Raw genomic sequence first — 23,444 nt, 5'->3', positions numbered from 1 at the left:
CTCACTCATAACGTAGCGCCTCCGCCGGCTGGGTGCGCGCGGCACGCCAGGCTGGATACAGGGTGGCGAGGAAACTCAGGACCAACGCAGCGGCGCAGACCATGACCACGTCCTGGCTCTGCACCTGCGACGGCAGGTAATCGATGAAATACACGTCGGCGTTGAGGAATTTGTGTCCGATCACGCCTTCGAGGGCCGAAATCGCGGCGCTGACGTTGAGCGCGGCGAAGATCCCGACCACGGCGCCGATGGCCGTGCCGACCACGCCGATCACCGTGCCCTGCACCATGAACGTGCGCATGATCGTGCCCGGTGTGGCGCCCAGTGTGCGCAGAATGGCGATGTCGCCCTTCTTGTCGTTCACCACCATCACCAGCGTGGAAATGATGTTGAACGCGGCCACGGCGACGATCAGCAGCAACAGCAGGCCAATCATGGCTTTTTCCATGCGGATCGCCTGATACAGATTGCCGTGGGTACGGGTCCAGTCGCGGGCGTAGTAACGGTCTTCGCCGAGGCGTTGGGCGATGTTCCACGCCTCACGCGGCGCCTGGAACAGATCGTCGAACTTCAGGCGCAGGCCCTGTACCTGATCAGGCTTCCAGCGGTGCATCTTCGCCAGATCCTGCAGGTTGGTGACGCCCAGGTAGCCGTCCAGCTCACCGGCGCCGACATGGAAGATGCCGACCACGGTGAAGCGCTTCATGCGCGGGAACATCCCGGCCGGGGTCACGCTGACCTCCGGCGCGACGAAGGTGATCTTGTCACCGAGGCCCACGCCGAGCTTGGTCGCGGCCTTGTCGCCGATCACGATGCCGAAGCTGCCCGGCGTCAGATCGTCGAGTTTGCCCTGCTTCATGAAGTTGTCGATGATCGAGACGTTGCGCTCCAGCGCCGGGTCGATGGCATTGAGCAACACCTTGGACACCTGGCCGTTGTTGGTCAGCAACCCCTGCATCTGGGTGAACGGCGCGACGGCCGCCACCTGCGGGTTCTGCTTGACCTTGGCGGCCAGGCTCGGCCAGTCGTTGATGGCTTCACCGGACTCGATGGTCGCGTGGGGCACCATGCCCAGCACGCGGGTGCGCATCTCATGATCGAAGCCGTTCATCACCGACAGCACCACGATCATCACGACCACGCCAAGGGCGAGCCCGATCATCGAAGTCAGGGAAATGAATGACACAAAATGATTGCGACGCTTTGCACGGGTATAACGCGTGCCGATAAATACGAAGAGAGGTCTGAACATGTCGGGGCTTGTTCGGAGGGAAAAGGAACGTCCTTGTGGCGGGGGTCGATAACCAGCTTTACACTCAGACCACCGCCGCTACCATGGGTTCGCCATGTCGACATTAGATGAAGAAGATCGCCGCGAATACTACCGTATCGAGGACACGATCGCACTGGAAATTCGGCCCCTGTCCGCTCCCGAAGCCGCAGGCCAGGAAGTGTTGCAGGATGCTTCTCCACTGTTCAACCTGCTCAGCGAATTGCACCTGAGCGAATTCGAGTCGCAGCACCTGCTGCGCCAGATCAGTGAACGCGACCGCGCCATCGCGGCGTTCCTGAAATCCCAGAACAAACGCATCGACCTGCTCAGCCAGGTGGTCGCCCTGACCGTGCTCGGCCATATCGGCGAGCCGCAACCGGTGATCATCTCCGAGGGTGGCATCGACTTTCAGCACCCGACCCCAATCGCCACCGGCGCCCACCTGTCGGTGAAACTGGTGCTGATGCCCCAGGCGCTTGGCCTGTTGCTGCGCGCTCGCGTGACCCATTGCGACCGCAAGGGCGACGGGTACGACGTCGGCACCGAGTTCGAACACCTGACCGACGCCCAGCGCCAGTTGCTCGCCCGCTATATCTTGCAGAAGCAGGCCCAGGAACGACGTCTGGCCCGCGAACAGAACGAATCAGGCATCTAAATTAAGGAAGAACCGTGACCCTCATCTACGGCCACCGCGGCGCCAAGGGCGAAGCACCGGAAAACACCCTGAGCAGCTTTCAGGAATGTCTCAAGCACGGCGTGCGCCGCTGCGAGCTGGACCTGCACCTGTCCAAGGACGGCGAGCTGATGGTCATCCACGACCCGACCCTCAAGCGCACCACCGACCGGCGCGGCAAGGTAGTCGAGCACACCGCCGCCGAGCTGGTGACCTACGATGCGCGCAAGGGCGGTCCGGGCTGGATCAAGCCGTGCCCGATTCCGACGCTGGAAGAACTGTTCGAAAAGTGTGATTTCGAGCACTGGCAGCTGGAAGTCAAAAGCGCTTCGCGCACCCGCGCCGCGACCACCGTGCTGGCGATCCGTGAAATGGCGGTCAGACACGGGCTGCTCGACAAGGTGACAATCACCTCGAGTTCGCGGGAAGTATTGAAGGCTGCGCTGGATCTGGTGCCCGACGTGTCACGCGGCCTGGTGGCCGAATATGCCTGGCTCGACCCATTGAAGGTCGCGCAAAGTTACGGTTGCGAGATTCTGGCGTTGAACTGGACGCTGTGTACGCCGGAACGCCTGCAAAAGGCGCAGCGTCAGGGACTGCATGTGTCGGTGTGGACCGTCAACGAGCCTGCGCTGATGCGCAGACTCGCCGACTTCGGCGTTGACAGCCTGATTACAGACTTTCCCGGTTTGGCCACTGCCACCCTCGGGAATGGCTGAAATCGGTCTCCCCGGCCGGCTCAGGCCACCGGCCGGAGCCCGTCAAAAAAGCCGGTTGAGGCCGTCGTACGCCGCTACCCGATAGGCTTCGGCCATGGTCGGGTAGTTGAACGTCGTGTTGACGAAGTACTTCAGGGTGTTCAGTTCGCCCGGCTGGTTCATGATCGCCTGACCGATGTGCACGATCTCCGACGCCTGATAACCGAAGCAGTGAACGCCCAGCACTTCCAGGGTTTCACGGTGGAACAGGATCTTCAGCATGCCTTGCGGCTCGCCGGCGATCTGTGCACGCGCCATGCTCTTGAAGAACGCCTTGCCCACTTCGTACGGCACCTTGGCCTGGGTCAGTTCCTGCTCGTTCTTGCCGATCGAACTGATCTCCGGAATGGTGTAGATGCCGGTCGGCACGTCATTCACGAAACGCCAGCTGCCATTGTCCACGATGCTGCCAGCGGCCGAACGACCCTGGTCGTGGGCGGCACTGGCCAGGCTCGGCCAGCCGATCACGTCACCGGCGCCGTAGATGTTCTGCACGCAGGTGCGGTAGTTCTCGTCGACTTCGATCTGGCCACGGCTGTTGACCTTGACCCCGATGTTTTCCAGACCCAACTGGTCGGTGTTACCGGTACGACCGTTGCACCAGAGCAAGGCATCGGCCTTGATCTTCTTGCCGGACTTCAGGTGCAGGATCACGCCGTTGTCCACGCCTTCGACGCGGTCATACTCTTCGTTGTGACGCACGGTGATGTTGTTGTTGCTGAAGTGGTAGCTCAACGCCTGGGAGATTTCCGAGTCGAGAAAGCTCAGCAATTGACCGCGGTTGTCGACCAGCTCGACCAGCACGCCCAGACCGCTGAAGATCGAAGCGTATTCACAGCCGATCACGCCGGCGCCGTAAACGATCAGTTTGCGCGGGGTGTGGCCGAGGCTGAGGATGGTGTCGCTATCGTAGATACGCGGGTGGTGGAAATCGATGTCCGCCGGGCGATAAGGACGCGAACCGGTGGCGATGATGATGTGCTTGGCCACCAGCTTCTCGACCACGCCGTTGGCGCAGACCACTTCGATGGTTTGCTCGTCGGCGAAGCTGCCGGTACCGAAGAACACGTCGACGCGGTTACGGGCGTAGTAGCCGGTACGCGAAGCGACTTGTTTGGAAATGACTTTCTCGGCGCTTTTCAACACGTCCGGAAAGGAGAACCAGCGTGGCTCGCCGATCGCACGGAACATCGGGTTGGTGTTGAACTGCATGATCTGCCGCACCGAGTGACGCAGGGCCTTGGACGGGATGGTGCCCAGGTGGGTGCAGTTGCCGCCGACCTGGCGACGGCTGTCGACCATCGCCACCTTGCGCCCTGCTTTGGCGGCGTTCATTGCCGCGCCTTCTCCCGCCGGGCCGGAACCCAGCACCACCACGTCGTAGTTGTAGACAGCCATGCGTACTCCTCAGAACAGGCCGCGGTGCCAGCAGCACCGGCGGCTAAATCACGCCGAACGACGGCGCGAAGGAACAATTGGGGGCCAGTAGAAAACCCGGACACAGTCTATAGAAGCGTCAACGCCGCGCACATTAACCCTTGGTCGCGTCGTAGGCTACTTTTGCCTGCACTACAACGCCAGCTTTCGTACTGTTCTCAGTCAACTTTTGCGCCACTGAGCCGTTCGAAAGCGTGACTGGTGCGTGTGACGAAACCTGTATCGGCACGAATCACAAAGAATGCACCAATGTCGTGTTTTTCCGCATAGTCCCAGGCCCTTTCAGGCCCGAGAATCAGCAACAGCGTCGATAGTCCATCGGCCATCAGCGCTGAAGGATGAATTACCGTGACCGACGCCAGATCGTGTAGGACGGGCGCACCGGTCCGGGCATCGAAGGTGTGGGAATAGCGCCGGCCATCTTGCTGAAAATAGTTGCGGTAGTCGCCGGACGTGGACAGGCCATAGCCATCGACATTGATGACGCGCTCTGCCACCTGCTGATCGTCACGCGGTTCTTCCAGAGCGATACGCCATGGCGAACCATCAAGCTTTTTGCCGGACGCCTTGAGCTCGCCGGTGGCTTCCGCAAGGTAATCATGAATGCCCAGGGCCTCGAGCCGCGTGGCAATGGTGTCGACCGCGTAACCGGCGGCGATGCTGTTGAAATCCACCTCGACCGCCGCGTCCTTGCACAAGCGATCGCCGTCGATGCGCAGGTGCTGATGGCCGACCCGCTGCCGCACTTCGGCCAGCGCCGCCGCATCCGGGACTTTTTCTTCACGCCCTTGCGGGCCGAATCCCCATAGATTCATCAGCGGCTCAACCGTGAGGTCGTAGGAGCCTTCGCTTTGTTGCGACAGCTGCTCGCCCACGCGGATCAATTCAAGGATCGGTGCGGGCATGATCTGACAGCGATCAGCCGGCAATGCATTGAAGCGCGAGATGTCGGAGTCTGCGCGATAAGTCGACATCTGCCGGTCGACGTCCGCGAGGATTTTTTCCACTTCGACACGCACCTCCTGCGGGGCAGGCAGATTGGCGTGGCGCACGTACTTGATCGAATAGGTGCTGCCCATCGTCGGGCCGCCGAAAGTCTCCAGAGAATCGCCGTTGCCGCAGCCGGACAAAAAGCCGGTCAGCAGCACGAGAATCCCCCACCGTCCAGTTAACAATTCTTCATCTCCCCGCAAAACCGCGCCGGCCATTATGGGCTACGAGCGCAACGCTTTCTTACAAGATTTAGAGTGAGTACCTACCCATGTCCTCCACGACCGGCAAAGGCAAGGCGATTTTTCGCGTTGTCAGCGGCAACTTTCTCGAGATGTTCGACTTCATGGTCTACGGCTTCTACGCCACGGCCATTGCCAAGACCTTCTTTCCCACCGACAGCGCCTTCGCGTCCCTGATGCTTTCCCTGGCCACTTTCGGCGCCGGCTTCCTGATGCGTCCGTTGGGGGCGATTTTTCTCGGCGCCTACATCGACCGTCACGGCCGCCGCCAGGGCCTGATCATCACGCTGGCCATGATGGCGGCCGGCACCGTGCTGATTGCCTGCGTGCCGGGCTACGCCACCCTTGGGGTTGCCGCGCCGTTGATCGTGCTGTTCGGCCGATTGCTGCAAGGCTTCTCGGCCGGCGTGGAATTGGGCGGTGTGTCGGTGTATCTGGCGGAAATCGCCACGCCGGGCCGCAAGGGCTTTTTCGTCAGTTGGCAGTCAGCCAGCCAGCAAGCGGCGGTGGTATTCGCCGGGCTGCTCGGTGTCGGCCTCAACCACTGGCTGAGCCCGGAACAGATGGGCGAATGGGGCTGGCGCGTGCCATTCCTGATCGGCTGCATGATCGTCCCGGTGATTTTTGTCATCCGCCGCTCGCTGGAGGAAACCCCGGAGTTCCAGGCGCGTAAACATCGCCCAACCCTGCAGGAAATCGTCCGTTCGATCGGTCAGAACTTTGGCATCGTCATCGCCGGCATGGCGCTGGTGGTCATGACGACGGTGTCGTTCTACCTGATCACTGCCTACACACCGACCTTCGGCAAGGCGGAATTGCACCTGTCGGACTTCGATGCGCTTCTAGTGACTGTGTGCATCGGCCTGTCGAACTTCTTCTGGCTGCCGGTGATGGGCGCGGTGTCCGACAAGGTCGGGCGTAAACCCCTACTGCTGGCGGCGACGATTCTGGCGATCCTGACCGCTTATCCGGCGTTGTCGTGGCTGGTGGCGAACCCGAGCTTCAGTCACTTGCTGATCGTCGAGTTGTGGCTGTCGTTCCTGTACGGCTCGTACAACGGGGCGATGGTGGTTGCCCTCACCGAGATCATGCCGGTGGAAGTTCGTACGACCGGTTTCTCGCTGGCCTACAGCCTGGCGACCGCAACCTTCGGTGGCTTTACGCCGGCGGCCTGCACTTACCTGATCCATGTGCTGGACAACAAGGCGGCACCGGGGATCTGGCTCAGTGGCGCAGCCGTATTGGGCCTGATCGCTACGCTGGTGCTGTTCCGTGGCAACAGGCACGAACTGCGAACGGCACAAGCCGCCATCCCCCGCTGAGACAAATCGCGCACAAACAAAAACGCCCCGACCTAAGTCGGGGCGTTTTCATTTGCAGCTAAAGCTTAGCGCGGGAACGCTGGCGGGTTTACACCGGCCATGTCTTCCATCACGCGGATCACCTGGCAGCTGTAGCCGAACTCGTTGTCGTACCAGACGTACAGAACAACGCGGTTGTCTTGAACGATGGTCGCTTCAGCATCGACCACACCGGCGTGGCGCGAGCCCACGAAGTCGGTCGAAACCACTTCCTGCGAGTTGACGAAGTCGATTTGCTTGTGCAGATCGGAGTGCAGCGCCATGTAGCGCAGGTACTCGTTCATCTCTTCACGGGAGGCGGCTTTCTCAAGGTTCAGGTTGAGAATGGCCATCGACACGTTCGGCGTCGGAACACGGATCGCGTTACCGGTCAGCTTGCCGGCCAGCTCAGGCAGGGCCTTGGCAGCAGCGGTGGCAGCACCGGTCTCGGTGATCACCATGTTCAGCGCGGCGCTACGGCCACGGCGATCGCCCTTGTGGAAGTTGTCGATCAGGTTCTGGTCGTTGGTGTACGAGTGAACGGTTTCGACGTGACCGTTGATGATGCCGAACTTGTCATTCACGGCTTTCAGCACCGGCACGATGGCGTTGGTGGTGCAGGAAGCGGCGGACACGATCTTGTCGTCAGCAGTGATTTCGTTGTGGTTGATACCGTGAACGATGTTCTTCAGCTTGCCTTTGCCAGGCGCGGTCAGAACAACGCGGTCGATACCCGGGCACGCCAGGTGCTGCCCCAGACCATCGGCGTCACGCCATACACCGGTGTTGTCCACCAGCAGCGCATCTTTGATGCCGTACTGGGTGTAATCCACTTCGGTAGGGTTCTTCGCGTAGATAACCTGGATCAGGTTGCCGTTGGCGGTGATGGTGTTGTTTTCTTCATCGATGGTGATGGTGCCGTTGAACGAACCATGTACCGAATCGCGACGCAGCAGGCTGGCGCGTTTGGTCAGGTCGTTTTCGGCGCCTTTGCGCACCACGATGGCACGCAGACGCAGGCCGTCGCCGCCACCGGTTTTCTCGATCAGGATACGCGCCAGCAGACGGCCGATACGACCGAAGCCGTACAGTACAACGTCGGTGCCTTTGCGTGCCGAAGCGTTTTGCTGGCCAACCACGTCAGCCATTTCTTCGCGAACGAATTGCTCGGCGGTACGGCCGTTGCCTTCGTTGCGGAATTTGTACGCCAGCTTGCCCAGATCTACCGAGGCCGCGCCGAGCTTGAGCTCGCTCATGGCCTTGAGCAGTGGGAATGTTTCGTGGACGGAGAGTTCGCTGTCGTCGGCAGAACGGTGGCGAGCAAAGCGGTGAGCTTTGAGAATCGCGATGACAGACTGGTTGATCAGGCTGCGGCCATAGATCGAGCTCACCACGTTGTTGTTGCGGTAGAGCTGACCGATAAGCGGAATCATCGCTTCTGCGAGTGCTTCACGGTCGATCCATTCACCAAGACACTGGTCGGGCTTCTGAGTCACGGTAACCTTCCACATGTAGGGGCAGAAAAAAGGGGCTACATTATGCCGCCGAGAACCTCTTGTAGCAATGCGCGCTTGTCGCGCAATCGGTAACAAAAATCCGTCCAAAAAAAATAACGCTCCCCGCCAGCCCAGTAAAACCGGGGCTTCCAGCGCAGCCATTTTTTCGACGACTGTTAGACGATGTCTGTAACCCTCCGTAACACCACCAACATTTGGCACTACATAACCGTAAAAAAAGCGCTGGTTTTTATGGTTACCACTACATTTTTCCGAAACAGCGCAGATAGACGCATCCTGCAACTGACAGGCGGCACCGGACGCCGCTACAATTACCGACTTTGTCGCAACGCCTGGAGCTCAACCTTCCGTGCCTGTTCTGCGTCTACCGCTTCTCCCTGCCGCGGCAGGTAAACAGCACTGGGGCAACCTCCCCGGTGCCGCCCTGAGCCTGGCGATTGCCGAGGCTGCCAGCGCTGCCAAGCGCTTCACGCTGCTTTTGACCGCCGACAGCCAGAGTGCCGAACGGCTGGAGCAGGAGCTGAGCTTCTTCGCCCCGGATTTGCCGGTGCTGCATTTCCCCGACTGGGAAACCCTGCCCTACGACCTGTTTTCGCCACACCAGGACATCATCTCCCAGCGCATCGCCAGCCTTTATAGACTGCCGGAGCTGGAACATGGCGTGCTGGTGGTACCGATCACCACCGCCCTGCACCGTCTGGCGCCGACCAAATTCCTGCTCGGCAGCAGCCTGGTGCTGGATGTCGGGCAGAAACTCGATGTCGAGCAAATGCGCTCGCGGCTTGAAGCCAGCGGCTATCGCTACGTCGACACGGTCTACGAGCACGGCGAGTTCACGGTGCGTGGCGCACTGATCGACCTGTTCCCGATGGGCAGCAAACTGCCGTATCGCATCGACCTGTTCGACGACGAAATCGAAACCCTGCGCACCTTTGATCCGGAAAACCAGCGCTCCATCGACAAGGTCGATTCGGTCAAGCTGCTGCCGGCCAAGGAATTCCCGCTGCAGAAAGACGCGGTCACCCGCTTCAAGGCGCGCTTTCGCGAGCGTTTCGACGTCGACTTCCGTCGCTGCCCGATCTTTCAGGACCTGAGCAGCGGCATCACGCCGGCGGGTATCGAGTACTACCTGCCGCTGTTCTTCGAAGAAACCTCGACCCTGTTCGATTATCTGCCGCAGGACACGCAAGTGTTTTCGCTACCAGGTATCGAGCAGGCGGCAGAAAACTTCTGGAACGATGTGCGCAATCGTTATGAAGAGCGCCGCGTCGATCCATCGCGTCCTTTATTGCCGCCGGCCGAACTGTTCCTGCCGGTGGAAGACTGCTTCGCCCGCCTGAAGAACTGGCCGCGCGTGGTCGCCAGTCAGCAGGACGTTGAATCCGGCGTCGGTCGTGAGCGCTTCCCGGCGCAGGCGCTGCCGAATCTGGCGATCGAAGCCAAGGCTACCCAGCCGCTGGCCGCACTCTCGGCATTCCTCGACGAATTTCCCGGACGCGTGCTGTTTACCGCGGAATCCGCCGGTCGTCGCGAAGTGCTGCTGGAGCTGCTGGATCGCCTGAAGCTGCGGCCGAAAACCGTCGACAGCTGGCCGGACTTTGTCGCGAGCAAGGATCGCCTGGCGATCACCATCGCCCCGCTCGACGAAGGCCTGATGCTGGACGAGCCGGCGTTGGCACTGGTCGCGGAAAGTCCGCTGTTCGGCCAACGCGTGATGCAGCGTCGTCGCCGCGAAAAACGCGCCGACGCCAACAACGATGCGGTGATCAAGAACCTCACCGAACTGCGTGAAGGCGCGCCGGTGGTGCACATCGACCACGGCGTCGGTCGCTATCTCGGCCTGACGATTCTGGAAATCGACAATCAGGCCGCCGAATTCCTGACCCTCGAATACGCCGAGAACGCCAAGCTTTACGTGCCGGTGGCCAACCTGCATTTGATCGCCCGTTACACCGGCAGCGACGATGCGCTGGCTCCGTTGCACCGCCTCGGCTCCGAGACCTGGCAGAAAGCCAAGCGCAAGGCCGCCGAACAGGTCCGCGACGTGGCTGCCGAATTGCTCGACATCTACGCCCGTCGCGCCGCCCGCGAAGGTTATGCGTTTGCCGATCCGAAGGCCGATTACGCAACCTTCAGCGCCGGTTTCCCGTTCGAAGAAACCCCGGACCAGCAATCCACTATCGAAGCCGTGCGCGAGGACATGCTTTCGCCGAAACCGATGGACCGACTGGTCTGCGGCGACGTCGGTTTCGGCAAGACCGAAGTGGCCATGCGCGCCGCGTTCATAGCGGTGCACGGCGGCAAGCAAGTGGCGATCCTGGTGCCGACCACCCTGCTCGCCCAGCAGCATTACAACAGCTTCCGCGACCGCTTCGCCGACTGGCCGGTGACCGTGGAAGTGATGAGCCGCTTCAAGTCGGCCAAGGAAGTGAACGCTGCGGTGGCCCAACTGGCCGAAGGCAATATCGACATCGTCATCGGCACGCACAAGCTGCTGCAGGACGACGTCAAAATCAAAAACCTCGGGCTGGTAATCATCGACGAAGAGCACCGTTTCGGCGTCCGTCAGAAGGAACAGCTCAAGGCCCTGCGCAGCGAAGTCGACATTCTTACACTGACCGCCACGCCGATTCCGCGCACGCTGAACATGGCAGTGTCGGGCATGCGCGACCTGTCGATCATCGCCACGCCGCCGGCGCGACGCCTGTCGGTGCGCACCTTCGTCATGGAGCAGAACAAGAGCACGGTCAAAGAAGCCTTGCTGCGTGAGCTGTTGCGCGGCGGTCAAGTCTATTACCTGCACAACGACGTGAAGACCATCGAGAAGTGCGCCGCCGAACTGGCCGAACTGGTGCCGGAAGCGCGGATCGGCATCGGCCACGGGCAGATGCGCGAACGCGAACTCGAACAGGTGATGAGCGACTTCTACCACAAGCGCTTCAACGTGCTGATCGCCTCGACCATCATCGAGACCGGCATCGACGTACCGAGCGCCAACACCATCATCATTGAGCGCGCCGACAAGTTCGGTCTGGCGCAGTTGCACCAGTTGCGCGGTCGCGTTGGTCGTAGCCACCACCAGGCTTACGCCTACCTGCTGACCCCACCGCGCCAGCAAATCACTGGCGATGCGGAAAAACGCCTGGAGGCGATTGCCAATACTCAGGATCTGGGCGCTGGCTTCGTGCTGGCCACCAACGACCTGGAAATCCGTGGCGCCGGCGAACTGCTGGGCGACGGCCAGAGCGGTCAGATTCAGGCCGTGGGTTTCACGCTGTACATGGAAATGCTCGAGCGCGCGGTGAAATCGATCCGCAAGGGCGAACAGCCGAACCTCGATCAACCGCTCGGCGGTGGCCCGGAGGTCAACCTGCGGGTGCCGGCGCTGATTCCGGAAGATTATTTGCCGGACGTGCATGCACGCCTGATCCTGTACAAGCGCATCGCTTCGGCCACCGACGAGGAAGGTCTGAAAGATCTGCAAGTGGAGATGATCGACCGCTTCGGTCTGCTGCCGGAGCCGACCAAGAATCTGGTGCGCATCACGGCGCTGAAATTGCAGGCAGAACAGCTGGGCATCAAGAAAGTCGATGGCGGCCCGCAAGGTGGGCGCATCGAGTTCGCGGCGCAGACGCCGGTCGATCCGATGACCCTGATCAAACTGATCCAGAGCCAGCCAAAACGCTACAAATTCGAAGGCGCCACGATGTTCAAGTTCCAGGTGCCGATGGAGCGCCCGGAAGAGCGCTTTAATACTGTGGAGGCGCTGTTCGAGCGCCTCATCCCGAAAACTGCTTGAAGGACGCCGCATGCGCCTGTTTCGCTCTCTGACTTTGCTACTGACTCTGGTGGCACCTACGGCGTTTGCCGATGACCTCTATCAGGTCGAAATGATTCTGGTACGCCAGAACGCCGTGCCGGCGATTGTCAGCCGCGCTGCACCGGAAGACTGGGCGGCTGGCGCTCAGCGTTTGGGCGATGACAGCAAACGCACCCCGGCGCTGAACGATGTTGTGACCAAACTCACCGCCAGCGGCGAGTACAGCGTGCTGATGCACAAAGCCTGGCAACAGACGCTGGGCGAGACACCGGCGAAGGTTGCAGTCAGCGAAGGTCAGGAGCAATTCGGCCAGTTCCCCATCGAAGGCACGATTGAAATGAAGCTCGGGCGCTTCACCGACGTGAACGCCGACTTCTGGGTCAATCAGATCGACGCCAACGGCATGGTCACCGCCAGCGAGCGCCTGAAACAGGACAGCCACACCAAGAACGGCCAACTCAACTACCTCGACAACGGTCATCTGGCCCTGCTGATCAAGATCACTTCACTGACGGCGCCCGCGCCTCGGGAAGCGCCTGAAGTCGTTCCGGACTGATCGAAGTCCTTATGCCCCCGCCACTGAGTAAACCGCTGGCCTCCTCCTGGGTCAGCCGATTCAAGGAACAAAGCCTGGAACGTGGCCGCCGCTACGCGCTGGAAAACCGGGTGCGATTCGTACAGGTCGGCGACGCGACCATTACCGCCAGCTGCGAAGGCTCTGGCGGTAACGTCTACCGTCAGACGATTCATCTGCGCGAGTCAGCCAAAGGCACGCTGCTGATGGTCGACGCCACCTGCACCTGCCCAGTCCACAGCAACTGCAAACACTGTGCGGCGGTATTGCTGCAAGTGCAGGAAACCCTCGAATACCCCGCCGCCGCCAAAGACGCCGAACTGCTGGAAAAACTCCAGGCCGTCCTGGAAAACCGCAGCCCGAAGGCGCCACCGCAAGTGCTGGTGGACAATGTGCAACCGGTACCGCGCCTGTGGCTGGCCAGCGTCGAATTCAGCGCGTTCGAACCGCGCAACGGCAAGATGCAGCGCTACATCCAGCACCGTGCGGCGCTGTCCTTCAGCTATCTCGACGAATACGTCAGCGGCCAGAAGAACGGCGACATTCTGATTCGCCAGGAAGCCCAGACCTTGCGGGTCAAACGCCACCCGGACGTCGAACAAAGCTACCGCGAGCAGCTGCGAATTCTCGGCTTCCGCATCGCCACCCGGCAGAGCAAGGCCCTGCCGGAAAGCGCCGGCGAACTCTACGAGATGGTCAACGACAGCGCCTGGCTGACGTTCACCCTCAACGATCTGCCGAAACTGCGCACCCAAGGCTGGGAGCTGTTGGTCGACGATGAATTCGGTTTCGACCTGACCGCCGTCGACGACTGGTACGCCACTGTCGAGCAGACGCCGGAACGCGACTGGTTCGATCTGGAGCTGGGGATCATCGTCAACGGTGAGCGCCTGAGCCTGCTGCCGATCCTGCTCAACCTGATGCGCTCGCACACGGAAATACTTAATCCGGAACGTCTCGCCCGCCGTCGCGACGATGAGCTGATTCTGGTGAACATCCCGCAACGCAACAGCGAGCACGGACCGTTGCAAGTCGCCCTGCCCCTCGGCCGGCTGAAACCGGTACTGGCGACCCTTGGCGAGTTCTATCTGCAGGAGCCGGGCGAAACCACCCTGCGCCTGAGCAAGGCCGACGCCACGCGCCTGAATTCGCTGGAAGGTATTCCGCTGCTGTGGGAGGGTGGCGAGCAGATTCGCAGCTTCGCCCAGCGCTTGCGTGATATCCGCGATTACAGTGCCAAAGCACCGAAGGGGTTGAATGCGACGCTGCGTCCTTATCAGCTCGAAGGCTTGAGCTGGATGCAGTCGCTGCGACAACTTGAAGTCGGCGGGATTCTCGCGGACGACATGGGCCTGGGCAAAACCCTACAGACACTGGCGCATATTCTCAGCGAAAAGAACGCCGGGCGTCTGGATCGGCCGTGCATGGTGGTAATGCCCACCAGCCTGATTCCCAACTGGCTCGACGAAGCGGCGCACTTCACGCCACAGCTCAAGGTTGTCGCGCTGTACGGTGCCAGCCGTAAAAAGCATTTCGAGCATCTGGCCGACTACGACCTGATCCTCACGACCTATGCGCTGCTGCCCAAGGATGTCGAGCGTCTGGCCCAGCAGCCGCTGCACGTACTGGTGCTCGACGAAGCGCAGTACATCAAGAACCCGAACAGCAAAGCCGCCCAGGCTGCCCGTGAACTCAATGCACGCCAGCGCCTGTGCCTGAGCGGGACGCCACTGGAAAATCACCTGGGCGAACTGTGGTCGCTGTTTCACTTCCTGCTGCCCGGCTGGCTCGGCGACGTCAAAAGCTTCAACGCCGATTACCGCGTGCCGATCGAAAAGCGCGCGAGCGAAGTCAGACTTCAGCACCTCAACGGCCGGATCAAACCATTCCTGCTACGCCGCACCAAGGAACAGGTTGCGACCGAACTGCCGCCGAAAACCGAGATCATCCATTGGGTCGAGCTCAACGAGGCCCAGCGCGACGTATACGAAACCATGCGTCTGGCGATGGATAAGAAGGTTCGCGACGAGATCACTCGCAAAGGTGTGGCGCGCAGCCAGATCATCATTCTCGAGGCATTGCTCAAGCTGCGGCAGGTCTGCTGCGACTTGCGCCTGGTCAACGACGCCACCCTGCCCGCTCGCGGCAGCACATCGGGCAAGCTCGACAGCCTGATGGAAATGCTCGAGGAGTTGTTTGAGGAAGGCCGGCGGATTCTGCTGTTCTCGCAGTTCACGTCGATGTTGTCACTGATCGAGGACGAGCTGAAAAAACGCAATGTCGCCTATGCGCTGCTGACGGGACAGACTCGGGATCGGCGAACGCCTGTGAAGGAATTCCAGAGCGGCAAGCGTCAGATCTTTCTCATCAGCCTGAAGGCTGGTGGTGTGGGTCTAAACCTGACGGAAGCGGATACGGTGATTCACTACGACCCGTGGTGGAACCCGGCGACCGAGAATCAGGCAACCGACCGCGCGTATCGTATTGGTCAGGAGAAGCCGGTGTTTGTCTACAAGATGATTGCCCGGGGCACGGTCGAGGAGAAAATTCAGCTTCTGCAGAAGGAAAAGTCCGACCTGGCGGCCGGCGTGCTGGATGGGCGCAAGGCCGGGGACTGGAAGCTGCAGAGTGATGATATCGAGGCACTGTTTGCGCCGTTGCCGGACAAGTTTGAAAAGCGCTGAGATCCTCAGCGCTTTTCATTCAAGTCATTGCGGAGCCAGAATCAGCCCTTGAGTACGCGCGCCAGCGTCGACTTCACCTTGCCCATGCCATCGTGCAATGCCTGCTCGATCTCGGCCATGGTGATCACTTCAGTGGTCTTGCCCGCCGCCGGGTTCACCACCAGAGACAGGCAGGCGTAATCCAGATCCAGCTCACGGGCCAGCGCCGCTTCCGGCATGCCGGTCATGCCGACGATGTCGCAGCCGTCACGCTCCAGACGCACGATCTCGGCCACGGTTTCCAGACGCGGGCCCTGTGTGCAGGCGTAAACGCCCTGATCGCTGTACTCGCAACCTTCAGCGGCCAATGCAGCAATCAGTTGCTGACGCAGCGGTTCGCTGTAGGGAAAGCTGAAGTCGATGTGTGTGACATGTTCCAGGTCATCGGCGAAATAGGTGTGCTCGCGACCGCTGGTGTAGTCCACGATCTGATGCGGCACGCAGAAATGTCCGGTGCCCATTGCAGGATGAATCCCACCCACGGCGTTGACCGCGATGATCGCTTCGGCTCCGGCCTGCTTCAACGCCCACAGGTTGGCGCGGTAGTTGACCTTGTGCGGCGGGAAGCGATGCGGGTGACCGTGACGAGCGAGGAACAGCACTTCCTTGCCGGCGTACTCACCAATCTGAACCTCGGCCGATGGCGCGCCATAAGGCGTGTCCACCGCCAGCGACTGACGAATGCTCAGGCCTTCCAGCTGGGTCAGGCCGGTGCCGCCGATGATTGCGTAAACCGTCATAGCGAAAAATCCTTAATCGATCAGTTGAGCGTCTTTGAGCGCGCCGACAGCGGTCAGCCAGCGCGGATCCTGACGGTATTCGGTGTTGGCGAACGCCTGACCGCGCATGCGTGCGATACGCGGCGACGGCTTGACCTTCATGCGCTGCGCGGCGCTCAGGGCCAGTTCGGCGGCCGCGCGATCATTGCACACCAGGCCCATGTCGCAACCGGCACTGAGTGCCGCTTCGATACGGCTGGCGGCGTCGCCAACCACGTGCGCGCCGGCCATCGACAGGTCATCGCTGAAGATAACGCCGTCGAACTGCAGCTCGCCGCGCAGGATGTCCTGCAACCAGCGCCGGGAGAAACCGGCGGGCTGTGCGTCGACTTGCGGATAAATCACGTGAGCCGGCATGACGGCGGCCAGTTGCCTGCTGAGCCTGGCGAACGGCACGAGGTCGTTGGCGCGGATCTCTTCGAGGCTGCGCTCGTCGTTGGGGATTGCGACGTGGGAGTCGGCTTCCGCCCAGCCATGGCCAGGGAAATGCTTGCCGGTGGCGGCCATGCCGGCGCTGTTCATGCCTTTGATGAATGCGCCGGCGAGTAGCGCGGCGCGCTCCGGGTCGCCTTCGAACGAACGGGTGCCGACGACGGCGCTGCGCTGGTAATCCAGATCCAGCACCGGCGCGAAGCTCAGGTCGAGGCCGACCGCCAGCACTTCGGTGGCCATGATCCAGCCGCACTGCTCGGCCAGATACTCGGCGTTCGGGTTATCAGCAATGGCGCGCATGGCCGGCAAACGGACGAAGCCCTGACGTAGGCGCTGGACGCGACCGCCCTCCTGATCCACCGCCAGCAGCAGGTCCGGACGAATGGCACGGATCGCCGCGCTCAGCTCGCGCACCTGGCGCGGATGCTCGATGTTGCGGGCAAAAATGATCAGGCCGCCCACTTCGGGCTGGCGCAACAATTGGCGATCTTCGGCCGTCAGCCAGGTACCGGCGACGTCCACCATCAACGAGCCTTGCAGGCCAGCAGTCATAGAGATTCCTTGAAAACGAAAAACCCGTCGCCCACGAAATCACCACCTGAGGCATTGCCCGGCGGGTCGGTGATTTCAATGAGAAACGGGTTCAGAACGAGAGTCGACATGGGCGGCTAGCTTAGCGGATGTCAGCTGCCGCGCCCACCCATGGACGGTTAAACCTTGGCAGGTGCCGGTGCGGACTTGCTGCGTGGTCGCAACTGCGCGGTGGCCATGGCCGTGTCGGTGACGCCGGTTTCGGCACGCATGCCGGCAGCCAGAAACGGCACCATCAGACGCATCACCTGCTCAATGGAGGTGTTGACGCCGAAGTCGGTCTCGGCAATCGCGCGCAGGGCTTTGATACCCGACATGCTGAATGCTGCGGCACCGAGCATGAAGTGCACGCGCCAGAACAGTTCGATCGGAGGAATGCGCGGGGCGGCTTCGTTCACCAAGAGCATGTAGCGACGGAACACCTTGCCGTACATGTCTTCCAGATAACGGCGCAAGTGGCCTTGGCTCTGACTGAATGCCAGACCGAGCAGGCGCATGAAAATCGACAGATCGTTGCCGCTGCGTGGCTGAACCACCAGCGCTTGCTCGACGAGGATTTCCAGCAGCTCTTCGAGCGAAGGCTTGTTCTCTGGCTTGGCCTGGCGGCGCTCCAGCTCTTTGTCGAGGCTGATGCAGAACGGACCGAGGAAGCGCGAGAAAACCGCCTGGATCAGCGCCTTCTTCGAGCCGAAGTGATAGTTCACCGCAGCGAGGTTGACCCCTGCCTTGCTGGTGATCAGACGCAATGAGGTTTCAGCGAAACCTTTTTCCGCGAACAGCTGTTCTGCAGCATCAAGAATGCGTTCAACGGTTTCCGACTGGGCCATGGCTACTCCGCCTGACAAACACTTGTTTGAAACATACGTTTCAGCCTATGCCTTGTCAAGCCTGCCAGTTCGTTTTGGGAATGGTCGGTCAGTTATTTAACCACAACAAGGACGCCACATTAATCAGCGTCGTCACTGACCGTCCGGCGGCATGGCAAAAAACGATCATTGCCAAGACTGCTTCACTGTATATAATCCCAGTCACTGTATAAAAAGACAGAGCGATCAATATGCTTAAGCTGACGCCACGCCAAGCCGAGATTCTGGCCTTTATCAAACGCTGCCTCGAAGACAACGGCTACCCGCCGACCCGTGCGGAAATCGCTCAGGAACTGGGTTTCAAATCGCCCAACGCGGCCGAAGAGCACCTCAAGGCGCTCGCTCGCAAAGGCGCAATCGAGATGACTCCCGGTGCCTCTCGCGGCATTCGCATCCCAGGCTTCGAAGCCAAGGTCGACGAATCCACCCTGCCGATCATCGGTCGAGTGGCTGCCGGCGCGCCGATTCTCGCCCAGCAGCACATCGAAGAGTCCTGCAACATCAACCCCGCCTTCTTCCATCCACGCGCCGACTATCTGTTGCGCGTCCACGGCATGAGCATGAAGGACATCGGCATTTTCGACGGCGACCTGCTGGCGGTTCACACCACCCGCGAGGCGCGCAACGGTCAGATCGTGGTTGCGCGGATCGGCGACGAAGTTACCGTCAAACGCTTCAAGCGTGACGGCAGCAAAGTCTGGCTGATTGCCGAAAACCCCGAGTTCGCCCCTATCGAAGTCAACCTGAAAGACCAGGAACTGGTGATCGAAGGCTTGAGTGTCGGCGTCATCCGCCGCTAGAGGAGGCTTTATGCAGTTCCCACACGTACCTCAGCAAACACAACTGCCGTTGTTCGAGGCATTTCTGGCGCAGCCCCTCGCCCCCATCCTCAAAGATGTCGTCGAGCGTCCGTGGAATACCGAACCTGAAGCGTTCAGCGAGCTGTCACTGCGCGGCGCGACCGGGAACTGCCTGAGCCTGCTGGCACCGATTCTTCGCGAACTGAGCGAGGATCAGGACGCACGCTGGCTGACCCTGATTGCACCGCCTGCCAGCCTGACCCAGACCTGGCTACGGGACGCAGGATTGAATCGCGAACGCATCCTGCTGTTACAACCGCGCGGCGCTCAAAGCGCCCAGCAACTGGCCTGCGAAGCATTACGCCTGGGCCGCAGCCACACGGTCGTCACGTGGCTGAACACACTGAGCGCAGGGTCACGGCAACAGCTGATCAGCGCCGCCCGCACCGGGGACGCTCAAAGCCTGAACATTCGTTTGGGGTGATTCAGCAACAATGCGCGCCATGTAAAGCGCAGGGCTTCTCCAGGGATAGAGAAGCCGATCTGGAGCAGTAACTGACAGACAGCGGATCAATGAAGAACCCGCGGCCCCTCATCCTTATCGAATTCGCCTTCAACCATACGCCCCGCCATTTGCACGCCGACGCTCAACATCGCCTTGGCAATTTCAACGTGCTGGCCCTGCAGAAACGCCTTGGCATCCTCGGAGAAATCCAGAGTCACCAGAGAACCCTCGTCCTCGGCTCTGCGCAGTTCGATTCGGCCGTCTGGTAGCTCGACAATTTCTAGAAAGGACGTTGGCATATAGGTCTGTTCTCCACGAAAGGCAGGGATTATATAGACATCATTCAGGCTTCGCTCGGGATCTTGACCAGCAGCACGCCTCTCGTCGCCGCCAGTCCAAAGTTCCTCAGCACTCGTTCAAGCCTTCACGGAAGCGAATCGCCAGCCCTTTGAGGTTCTGCCGCCAGCTCTCGAGCTCTTCGCGGCTCAGCTCTTCAACCACCTCTTCTTCATCCAGATTCACGGTCTGAATCAACGGCTGCGTCACATCGCCCTTCGGTTTGTGTGGCACCCGTGGTGGCTGAAACAGCGCCGAGTGCGCAGCCAGCAATTTAGCCAGCCAAGTCTCCGGGTTGCCTGCCAGCTCAATCATTTCCGCCAGCTCTGGAATGGCAATCGACTCCAGCACTTCGCGGGTCAGCAAGGCTTCCGCCCGCGACGCATTGGCTTGCGGCAGACGGTAGAAGCCGGCGATTTCATGACACAGCCCCAACAACGCACCGTAGAGATGAAACAGTGCGGATTCGCGCCCGGCCTGAATCAGCGCCAGCGAATTCATCGCCCGCCCCTCTTCGGCCCTGGCCAGCGCTTCCAGCGACAAACCCGCGAAATAGATCTTCTGATTGGTACGGGTATAGAGCTCGTGGGCCATGTCGGCACTCTCCACAACGAAATAATTGCTTCACACAGGCCGGACAGTGTCATGGATCAGCCGATCCGACCGCAAGCATTAAACAAAAAGGCCGCATGAAAACCCGAAGGTTGTCATGCGGCCTTTTGTGTTGAAGATGCCCAGTCAGGACACCTTCAGATCAACGCCTGCTCAAGCCTTGGCTTTCGCCGGACGCTTGTCTTCAACCGTCCACTTGCCACCGTCAAAGAACGCTTTCCAGCCTGTCGGCTTGCCGTCGACTTCGGTCTGAACGTATTGCTCCTTGGTCTTGCGGCTGTAGCGGATCACGGCTGGCAGACCATCCGGATCCTTCTGCGGCGCTTCACACAGGAAGTGATACTTCGGATCGATCTCGTCCTTGTGCGGCAGAATCTCGATCACCAGCGGAGCACGGGTCTCGCGGTTTTTCGGGAACTGACTGGCCGCCAGGAACAGGCCGGACGCACCGTCACGCAGGATGTAGGTGTCGTTGACCTTCTCGCATTTCAGCTCAGGCATCTTCACCGGATCCATCTTCGGCGGCGCCGCATCACCGCTCTTCAGCAGCTTGCGGGTGTTCTTGCACGTCGGGTTGGTGCAACCGAAGAACTTGCCGAAACGGCCGGTCTTGAGCTGCATCTCGCTGCCGCACTTGTCGCATTCCAGGCTCGGACCTTCGTAGCCCTTGATGCGGTAGCTGCCTTCTTCGATTTCGTAGCCGGCGCAATCAGGGTTGTTACCGCAGATGTGCAGCTTGCGCTTCTCGTCGAGCAGGTAGGCGTCCATCGCTGTGCTGCAGATCGGGCAGCGATGCTTGCCGCGCAGTACCAGGGATTCCGACTCACCCTCGTCATCCGCCGCGATTTCGTCGCCCGGCACCAGGTTGACGGTGGCCTTGCAGCGCTCTTTCGGCGGCAGGCTGTAGCCCGAGCAGCCGAGGAACACGCCGGTCGATGCAGTACGGATCTGCATTGGACGGCCGCAAGTGGTGCATGGAATATCGGTCATCACCGGCTGGTTGGCACGCATGCCGGCTTCCGGATTCTCCGCCACTTCGAGTTTTTTCTTGAAGTCGCCGTAGAACTCGTCCAGCACGTTTTTCCAGTCGCGCTCGCCCTGAGCCACGTCATCGAGATTCTCTTCCATGCCGGCGGTGAAGCCGTAGTCCATGAGATTCGAGAAGCTTTCCGACAGACGCTCGGTAACGATGTCGCCCATCTTTTCCGAATAGAAACGACGGTTGTGCAGGGTCACGTAGCCGCGATCCTGAATGGTCGAGATGATCGCTGCGTAGGTCGAAGGACGACCGATGCCGCGCTTTTCCATTTCCTTCACCAGGCTGGCTTCCGAATAACGGGCCGGCGGCTTGGTGAAGTGCTGGGACGGATCGAGCTTGATCAGCTTCATCACGTCGCCCTGCGCCATGTCGGGCAAAACGTCGTCATCGCCAGGCTTGGTGATTTGCGGCAGCACGCGGGTGTAACCGTCGAACTTCAGAATGCGACCCTTGGCGCGCAGCTCGAAGTCGCCGGCAGCGACGCTGACGGTGGTCGACAGGTATTGCGCCGGCAGCATTTGGCAAGCCAGGAACTGGCGCCAGATCAGCTCGTAGAGGCGCTCAGCGTCGCGCTCCATGCCGGCCAGCTTGGCTGGCGTGGTGTTGGCGTCAGACGGACGAATCGCTTCGTGAGCCTCTTGTGCGCCTTCCTTGCTGCTGTAGACGTTCGGCGACTCTGGCAGGTACTTCTTGCCGAATTCGGTTTCGATGTAATCGCGCGCCATCGCCACGGCATCAGCCGAGAGGTTGGTCGAGTCGGTACGCATATAAGTGATGTAGCCGGCTTCGTAGAGACGCTGGGCCATCATCATGGTTTTCTTCACACCGAAGCCCAGGCGGTTGCTCGCGGCCTGTTGCAGCGTGGAGGTGATGAACGGTGCCGACGGCTTGCTGCTGGTCGGCTTGTCTTCACGCTTGACGATGCTGTAGCTGGAGGATTTTAGCTTCTCCAGCGCGGCCGTGGCCTGCGCTTCGTTCAGTGGTTTGAAGGCTTCGCCTTTCTCGCGAGCCACTTCGAAACGCACGGTCGAACCTTTGGCGGTGCCGAGATCGGCATGCACTTCCCAGTACTCTTCCGGGTTGAACGCACGAATCTCACGCTCACGCTCCACCACCAGTTTCACGGCAACCGATTGCACGCGACCGGCAGACAGGCCACGAGCGATCTTGGCCCACAGCAGCGGCGAGACCATGTAGCCGACGACGCGGTCGAGGAAACGACGGGCCTGCTGCGCGTTCACTCGATCAATGTCGAGTTCGCCCGGCTCCGAGAAGGCTTCCTGAATCGCCTTCTTGGTGATTTCGTTGAACACCACGCGCTTGTAGCGGCTGTCATCACCACCGATGGCTTCGCGCAGGTGCCAGGCAATGGCTTCCCCCTCGCGATCCAAGTCGGTTGCGAGATAGATGGTGTCAGCATCCTTGGCGAGCCGGCGCAGCTCTTCGATGACCTTTTCCTTGCCCGGGAGGATCTCGTACTTGGCTTTCCAGCCATGCTCGGGATCGACCCCCATGCGCGAGACCAGCTGCTTGCGCGCCTTCTCTTTCGGCGACAGCGCTGGCGCTTCGCCCGCAGCAGCCTTGCCGCGCTTGGCGGCAGGCTCCTTGCTGGCGCTAGCCGAACCGCTGGTGGGCAGGTCTCGGATATGGCCGATACTCGACTTCACCACGTATTGGTTGCCCAGATACTTGTTGATGGTCTTGGCCTTAGCCGGGGATTCCACAATGACCAGCGATTTGCCCATGGATCAGAAAATTCCTGAATTCTAGAAGTGAAAGGCGGTTGGCGCCTGACGCGGCACCGCTATATATAGTGGCTACAAGGTGAGGTCAAGCGCAGGGTTTTGCGCGCACTCGCCTTACGGCTTCGAAAAAAGGCTCGGTTCGGCTTGCACCAAAGCAAAGCGTGGGACCTGCTCCCCGTCAACCTCGACGGACTCCAGGAACATGCTCAAGGGACGCACCCAAAAGCCGTAATCGCCATACAGGGCTTGGTAAAAGACCACTTCTTCTTCGGTCTCGGAATGCCGCGCAACACTGAATACGCGGTACTGCGGACCTTTGTAATGTTGGTAGAGCCCAGGTTGTATCGGCATGCTTCGGCCCTCACTCAAATTTTTTCAAAATAAAAACAAAA

General features: G+C 60.5%; 19 protein-coding genes. 8 read left to right on the top strand and 11 right to left on the bottom strand.

Features of this window, described 5'->3' with window-relative positions:
- Position 1: 1 nt before the first annotated feature.
- Complete coding sequence (locus tag CAF74_RS26850) at positions 2-1,252, bottom strand: lipoprotein-releasing ABC transporter permease subunit (RefSeq protein WP_039772786.1); 1,251 nt, start codon at positions 1,250-1,252, stop codon at positions 2-4.
- A gap of 94 nt (positions 1,253-1,346) precedes the next feature.
- Between CAF74_RS26850 and CAF74_RS26845 the strand changes: the two genes are divergently transcribed.
- On the top strand, positions 1,347-1,928 hold the full coding sequence (locus tag CAF74_RS26845; protein ID WP_039772787.1) for a PilZ domain-containing protein: 582 nt from the start codon (positions 1,347-1,349) through the stop codon (positions 1,926-1,928).
- Between the two features lie 14 nt (positions 1,929-1,942).
- Positions 1,943-2,665, top strand: coding sequence for a glycerophosphodiester phosphodiesterase family protein (locus CAF74_RS26840; RefSeq protein ID WP_064381085.1), 723 nt, complete (start codon positions 1,943-1,945; stop codon positions 2,663-2,665).
- Positions 2,666-2,707: 42 nt separating this feature from the next.
- Here CAF74_RS26840 and sthA read toward each other — a convergent pair whose 3' ends face one another.
- Positions 2,708-4,102 carry a Si-specific NAD(P)(+) transhydrogenase gene (gene sthA, locus CAF74_RS26835; RefSeq protein ID WP_007953019.1) on the bottom strand — a complete coding sequence of 465 codons (1,395 nt, stop codon included), beginning with the start codon at positions 4,100-4,102 and terminating at the stop codon, positions 2,708-2,710.
- A 197-nt stretch (positions 4,103-4,299) separates the two neighbouring features.
- Entirely contained in the window at positions 4,300-5,349 is a 1,050-nt protein-coding gene (locus CAF74_RS26830; RefSeq protein ID WP_176240517.1) for an FAD:protein FMN transferase, read from the bottom strand.
- A gap of 53 nt (positions 5,350-5,402) precedes the next feature.
- Between CAF74_RS26830 and CAF74_RS26825 the strand changes: the two genes are divergently transcribed.
- A complete protein-coding gene (locus tag CAF74_RS26825) occupies positions 5,403-6,695 on the top strand; it encodes an MFS transporter (protein WP_085748348.1) in 1,293 nt (430 codons plus the stop codon).
- Between the two features lie 65 nt (positions 6,696-6,760).
- Here CAF74_RS26825 and CAF74_RS26820 read toward each other — a convergent pair whose 3' ends face one another.
- Positions 6,761-8,224: a glyceraldehyde-3-phosphate dehydrogenase gene (locus tag CAF74_RS26820; protein WP_085748347.1), complete on the bottom strand. Its 1,464-nt coding sequence runs from the start codon at positions 8,222-8,224 to the stop codon at positions 6,761-6,763.
- A 355-nt stretch (positions 8,225-8,579) separates the two neighbouring features.
- Here CAF74_RS26820 and mfd point away from each other — a divergent pair, with 355 nt between their 5' ends.
- Genes mfd through CAF74_RS26805 form a run of 3 tightly spaced genes read left to right on the top strand, consistent with a single transcriptional unit; the run spans position 8,580 to position 15,308 of the window.
- Complete coding sequence (mfd, locus tag CAF74_RS26815) at positions 8,580-12,029, top strand: transcription-repair coupling factor (protein WP_085748346.1); 3,450 nt, start codon at positions 8,580-8,582, stop codon at positions 12,027-12,029.
- A 10-nt stretch (positions 12,030-12,039) separates the two neighbouring features.
- Positions 12,040-12,606 (top strand): CsiV family protein, encoded by a 567-nt coding sequence (locus CAF74_RS26810; RefSeq protein WP_007953029.1) that lies wholly within the window; start codon positions 12,040-12,042, stop codon positions 12,604-12,606.
- A gap of 11 nt (positions 12,607-12,617) precedes the next feature.
- The gene (locus CAF74_RS26805; protein WP_085748345.1) at positions 12,618-15,308 is read left to right on the top strand and encodes a DEAD/DEAH box helicase; all 2,691 of its coding nucleotides are present in this window, start codon (positions 12,618-12,620) and stop codon (positions 15,306-15,308) included.
- A 41-nt stretch (positions 15,309-15,349) separates the two neighbouring features.
- Here CAF74_RS26805 and CAF74_RS26800 read toward each other — a convergent pair whose 3' ends face one another.
- The 3 genes from CAF74_RS26800 to CAF74_RS26790 form a co-directional block, all read right to left on the bottom strand.
- Positions 15,350-16,087, bottom strand: coding sequence for an S-methyl-5'-thioinosine phosphorylase (locus tag CAF74_RS26800; RefSeq protein WP_007953033.1), 738 nt, complete (start codon positions 16,085-16,087; stop codon positions 15,350-15,352).
- Between the two features lie 12 nt (positions 16,088-16,099).
- Positions 16,100-17,098: a beta-N-acetylhexosaminidase gene (nagZ, locus tag CAF74_RS26795; protein ID WP_176240518.1), complete on the bottom strand. Its 999-nt coding sequence runs from the start codon at positions 17,096-17,098 to the stop codon at positions 16,100-16,102.
- A gap of 170 nt (positions 17,099-17,268) precedes the next feature.
- The gene (locus tag CAF74_RS26790; protein ID WP_007953037.1) at positions 17,269-17,976 is read right to left on the bottom strand and encodes a TetR/AcrR family transcriptional regulator; all 708 of its coding nucleotides are present in this window, start codon (positions 17,974-17,976) and stop codon (positions 17,269-17,271) included.
- Positions 17,977-18,206: 230 nt separating this feature from the next.
- On the opposite strand from CAF74_RS26790, the gene lexA reads away from it, so the two are divergent.
- Positions 18,207-18,815 carry a transcriptional repressor LexA gene (gene lexA / locus CAF74_RS26785; protein ID WP_007953044.1) on the top strand — a complete coding sequence of 203 codons (609 nt, stop codon included), beginning with the start codon at positions 18,207-18,209 and terminating at the stop codon, positions 18,813-18,815.
- Positions 18,816-18,825: 10 nt separating this feature from the next.
- Positions 18,826-19,299, top strand: coding sequence for an SOS-induced cell division inhibitor SulA (gene sulA / locus CAF74_RS26780; protein WP_085748343.1), 474 nt, complete (start codon positions 18,826-18,828; stop codon positions 19,297-19,299).
- A gap of 86 nt (positions 19,300-19,385) precedes the next feature.
- Here the strand turns inward: sulA and CAF74_RS26775 are convergent, their stop codons facing one another.
- From CAF74_RS26775 to CAF74_RS26760, 4 genes are all read right to left on the bottom strand, one after another.
- Positions 19,386-19,619: a hypothetical protein gene (locus CAF74_RS26775; RefSeq protein ID WP_007953047.1), complete on the bottom strand. Its 234-nt coding sequence runs from the start codon at positions 19,617-19,619 to the stop codon at positions 19,386-19,388.
- A 106-nt stretch (positions 19,620-19,725) separates the two neighbouring features.
- On the bottom strand, positions 19,726-20,250 hold the full coding sequence (locus tag CAF74_RS26770; RefSeq protein ID WP_085748342.1) for a DUF6586 family protein: 525 nt from the start codon (positions 20,248-20,250) through the stop codon (positions 19,726-19,728).
- A gap of 171 nt (positions 20,251-20,421) precedes the next feature.
- Complete coding sequence (topA, locus tag CAF74_RS26765) at positions 20,422-23,052, bottom strand: type I DNA topoisomerase (protein WP_007953057.1); 2,631 nt, start codon at positions 23,050-23,052, stop codon at positions 20,422-20,424.
- Positions 23,053-23,166: 114 nt separating this feature from the next.
- Positions 23,167-23,403, bottom strand: a complete 237-nt coding sequence (locus tag CAF74_RS26760) for a DUF1653 domain-containing protein (protein WP_007953059.1) — start codon at positions 23,401-23,403, stop codon at positions 23,167-23,169.
- Positions 23,404-23,444 lie beyond the last annotated feature (41 nt).

This window comes from Pseudomonas sp. R45(2017), assembly GCF_002112305.1.
GTDB classification, from domain to species: Bacteria; Pseudomonadota; Gammaproteobacteria; order Pseudomonadales; family Pseudomonadaceae; genus Aquipseudomonas; species Aquipseudomonas paraglycinae.
This window is presented reverse-complemented; position numbering and strand designations above follow the sequence as displayed.

What these genes read in the sequence shown, in the direction of transcription:
- CAF74_RS26850 (WP_039772786.1), bottom strand. Translation starts at nt 1,252, where the DNA reads ATGTTCAGACCTCTCTTCGTATTTATCGGCACGCGTTATACCCGTGCA.
- CAF74_RS26845 (WP_039772787.1), top strand. Translation starts at nt 1,347, where the DNA reads ATGTCGACATTAGATGAAGAAGATCGCCGCGAATACTACCGTATCGAG.
- sthA (WP_007953019.1), bottom strand. Translation starts at nt 4,102, where the DNA reads ATGGCTGTCTACAACTACGACGTGGTGGTGCTGGGTTCCGGCCCGGCG.
- CAF74_RS26830 (WP_176240517.1), bottom strand. Translation starts at nt 5,349, where the DNA reads ATGGCCGGCGCGGTTTTGCGGGGAGATGAAGAATTGTTAACTGGACGG.
- CAF74_RS26825 (WP_085748348.1), top strand. Translation starts at nt 5,403, where the DNA reads ATGTCCTCCACGACCGGCAAAGGCAAGGCGATTTTTCGCGTTGTCAGC.
- CAF74_RS26820 (WP_085748347.1), bottom strand. Translation starts at nt 8,224, where the DNA reads ATGTGGAAGGTTACCGTGACTCAGAAGCCCGACCAGTGTCTTGGTGAA.
- CAF74_RS26810 (WP_007953029.1), top strand. Translation starts at nt 12,040, where the DNA reads ATGCGCCTGTTTCGCTCTCTGACTTTGCTACTGACTCTGGTGGCACCT.
- CAF74_RS26805 (WP_085748345.1), top strand. Translation starts at nt 12,618, where the DNA reads ATGCCCCCGCCACTGAGTAAACCGCTGGCCTCCTCCTGGGTCAGCCGA.
- CAF74_RS26800 (WP_007953033.1), bottom strand. Translation starts at nt 16,087, where the DNA reads ATGACGGTTTACGCAATCATCGGCGGCACCGGCCTGACCCAGCTGGAA.
- CAF74_RS26790 (WP_007953037.1), bottom strand. Translation starts at nt 17,976, where the DNA reads ATGGCCCAGTCGGAAACCGTTGAACGCATTCTTGATGCTGCAGAACAG.
- lexA (WP_007953044.1), top strand. Translation starts at nt 18,207, where the DNA reads ATGCTTAAGCTGACGCCACGCCAAGCCGAGATTCTGGCCTTTATCAAA.
- sulA (WP_085748343.1), top strand. Translation starts at nt 18,826, where the DNA reads ATGCAGTTCCCACACGTACCTCAGCAAACACAACTGCCGTTGTTCGAG.
- CAF74_RS26775 (WP_007953047.1), bottom strand. Translation starts at nt 19,619, where the DNA reads ATGCCAACGTCCTTTCTAGAAATTGTCGAGCTACCAGACGGCCGAATC.
- CAF74_RS26770 (WP_085748342.1), bottom strand. Translation starts at nt 20,250, where the DNA reads ATGGCCCACGAGCTCTATACCCGTACCAATCAGAAGATCTATTTCGCG.
- topA (WP_007953057.1), bottom strand. Translation starts at nt 23,052, where the DNA reads ATGGGCAAATCGCTGGTCATTGTGGAATCCCCGGCTAAGGCCAAGACC.
- CAF74_RS26760 (WP_007953059.1), bottom strand. Translation starts at nt 23,403, where the DNA reads ATGCCGATACAACCTGGGCTCTACCAACATTACAAAGGTCCGCAGTAC.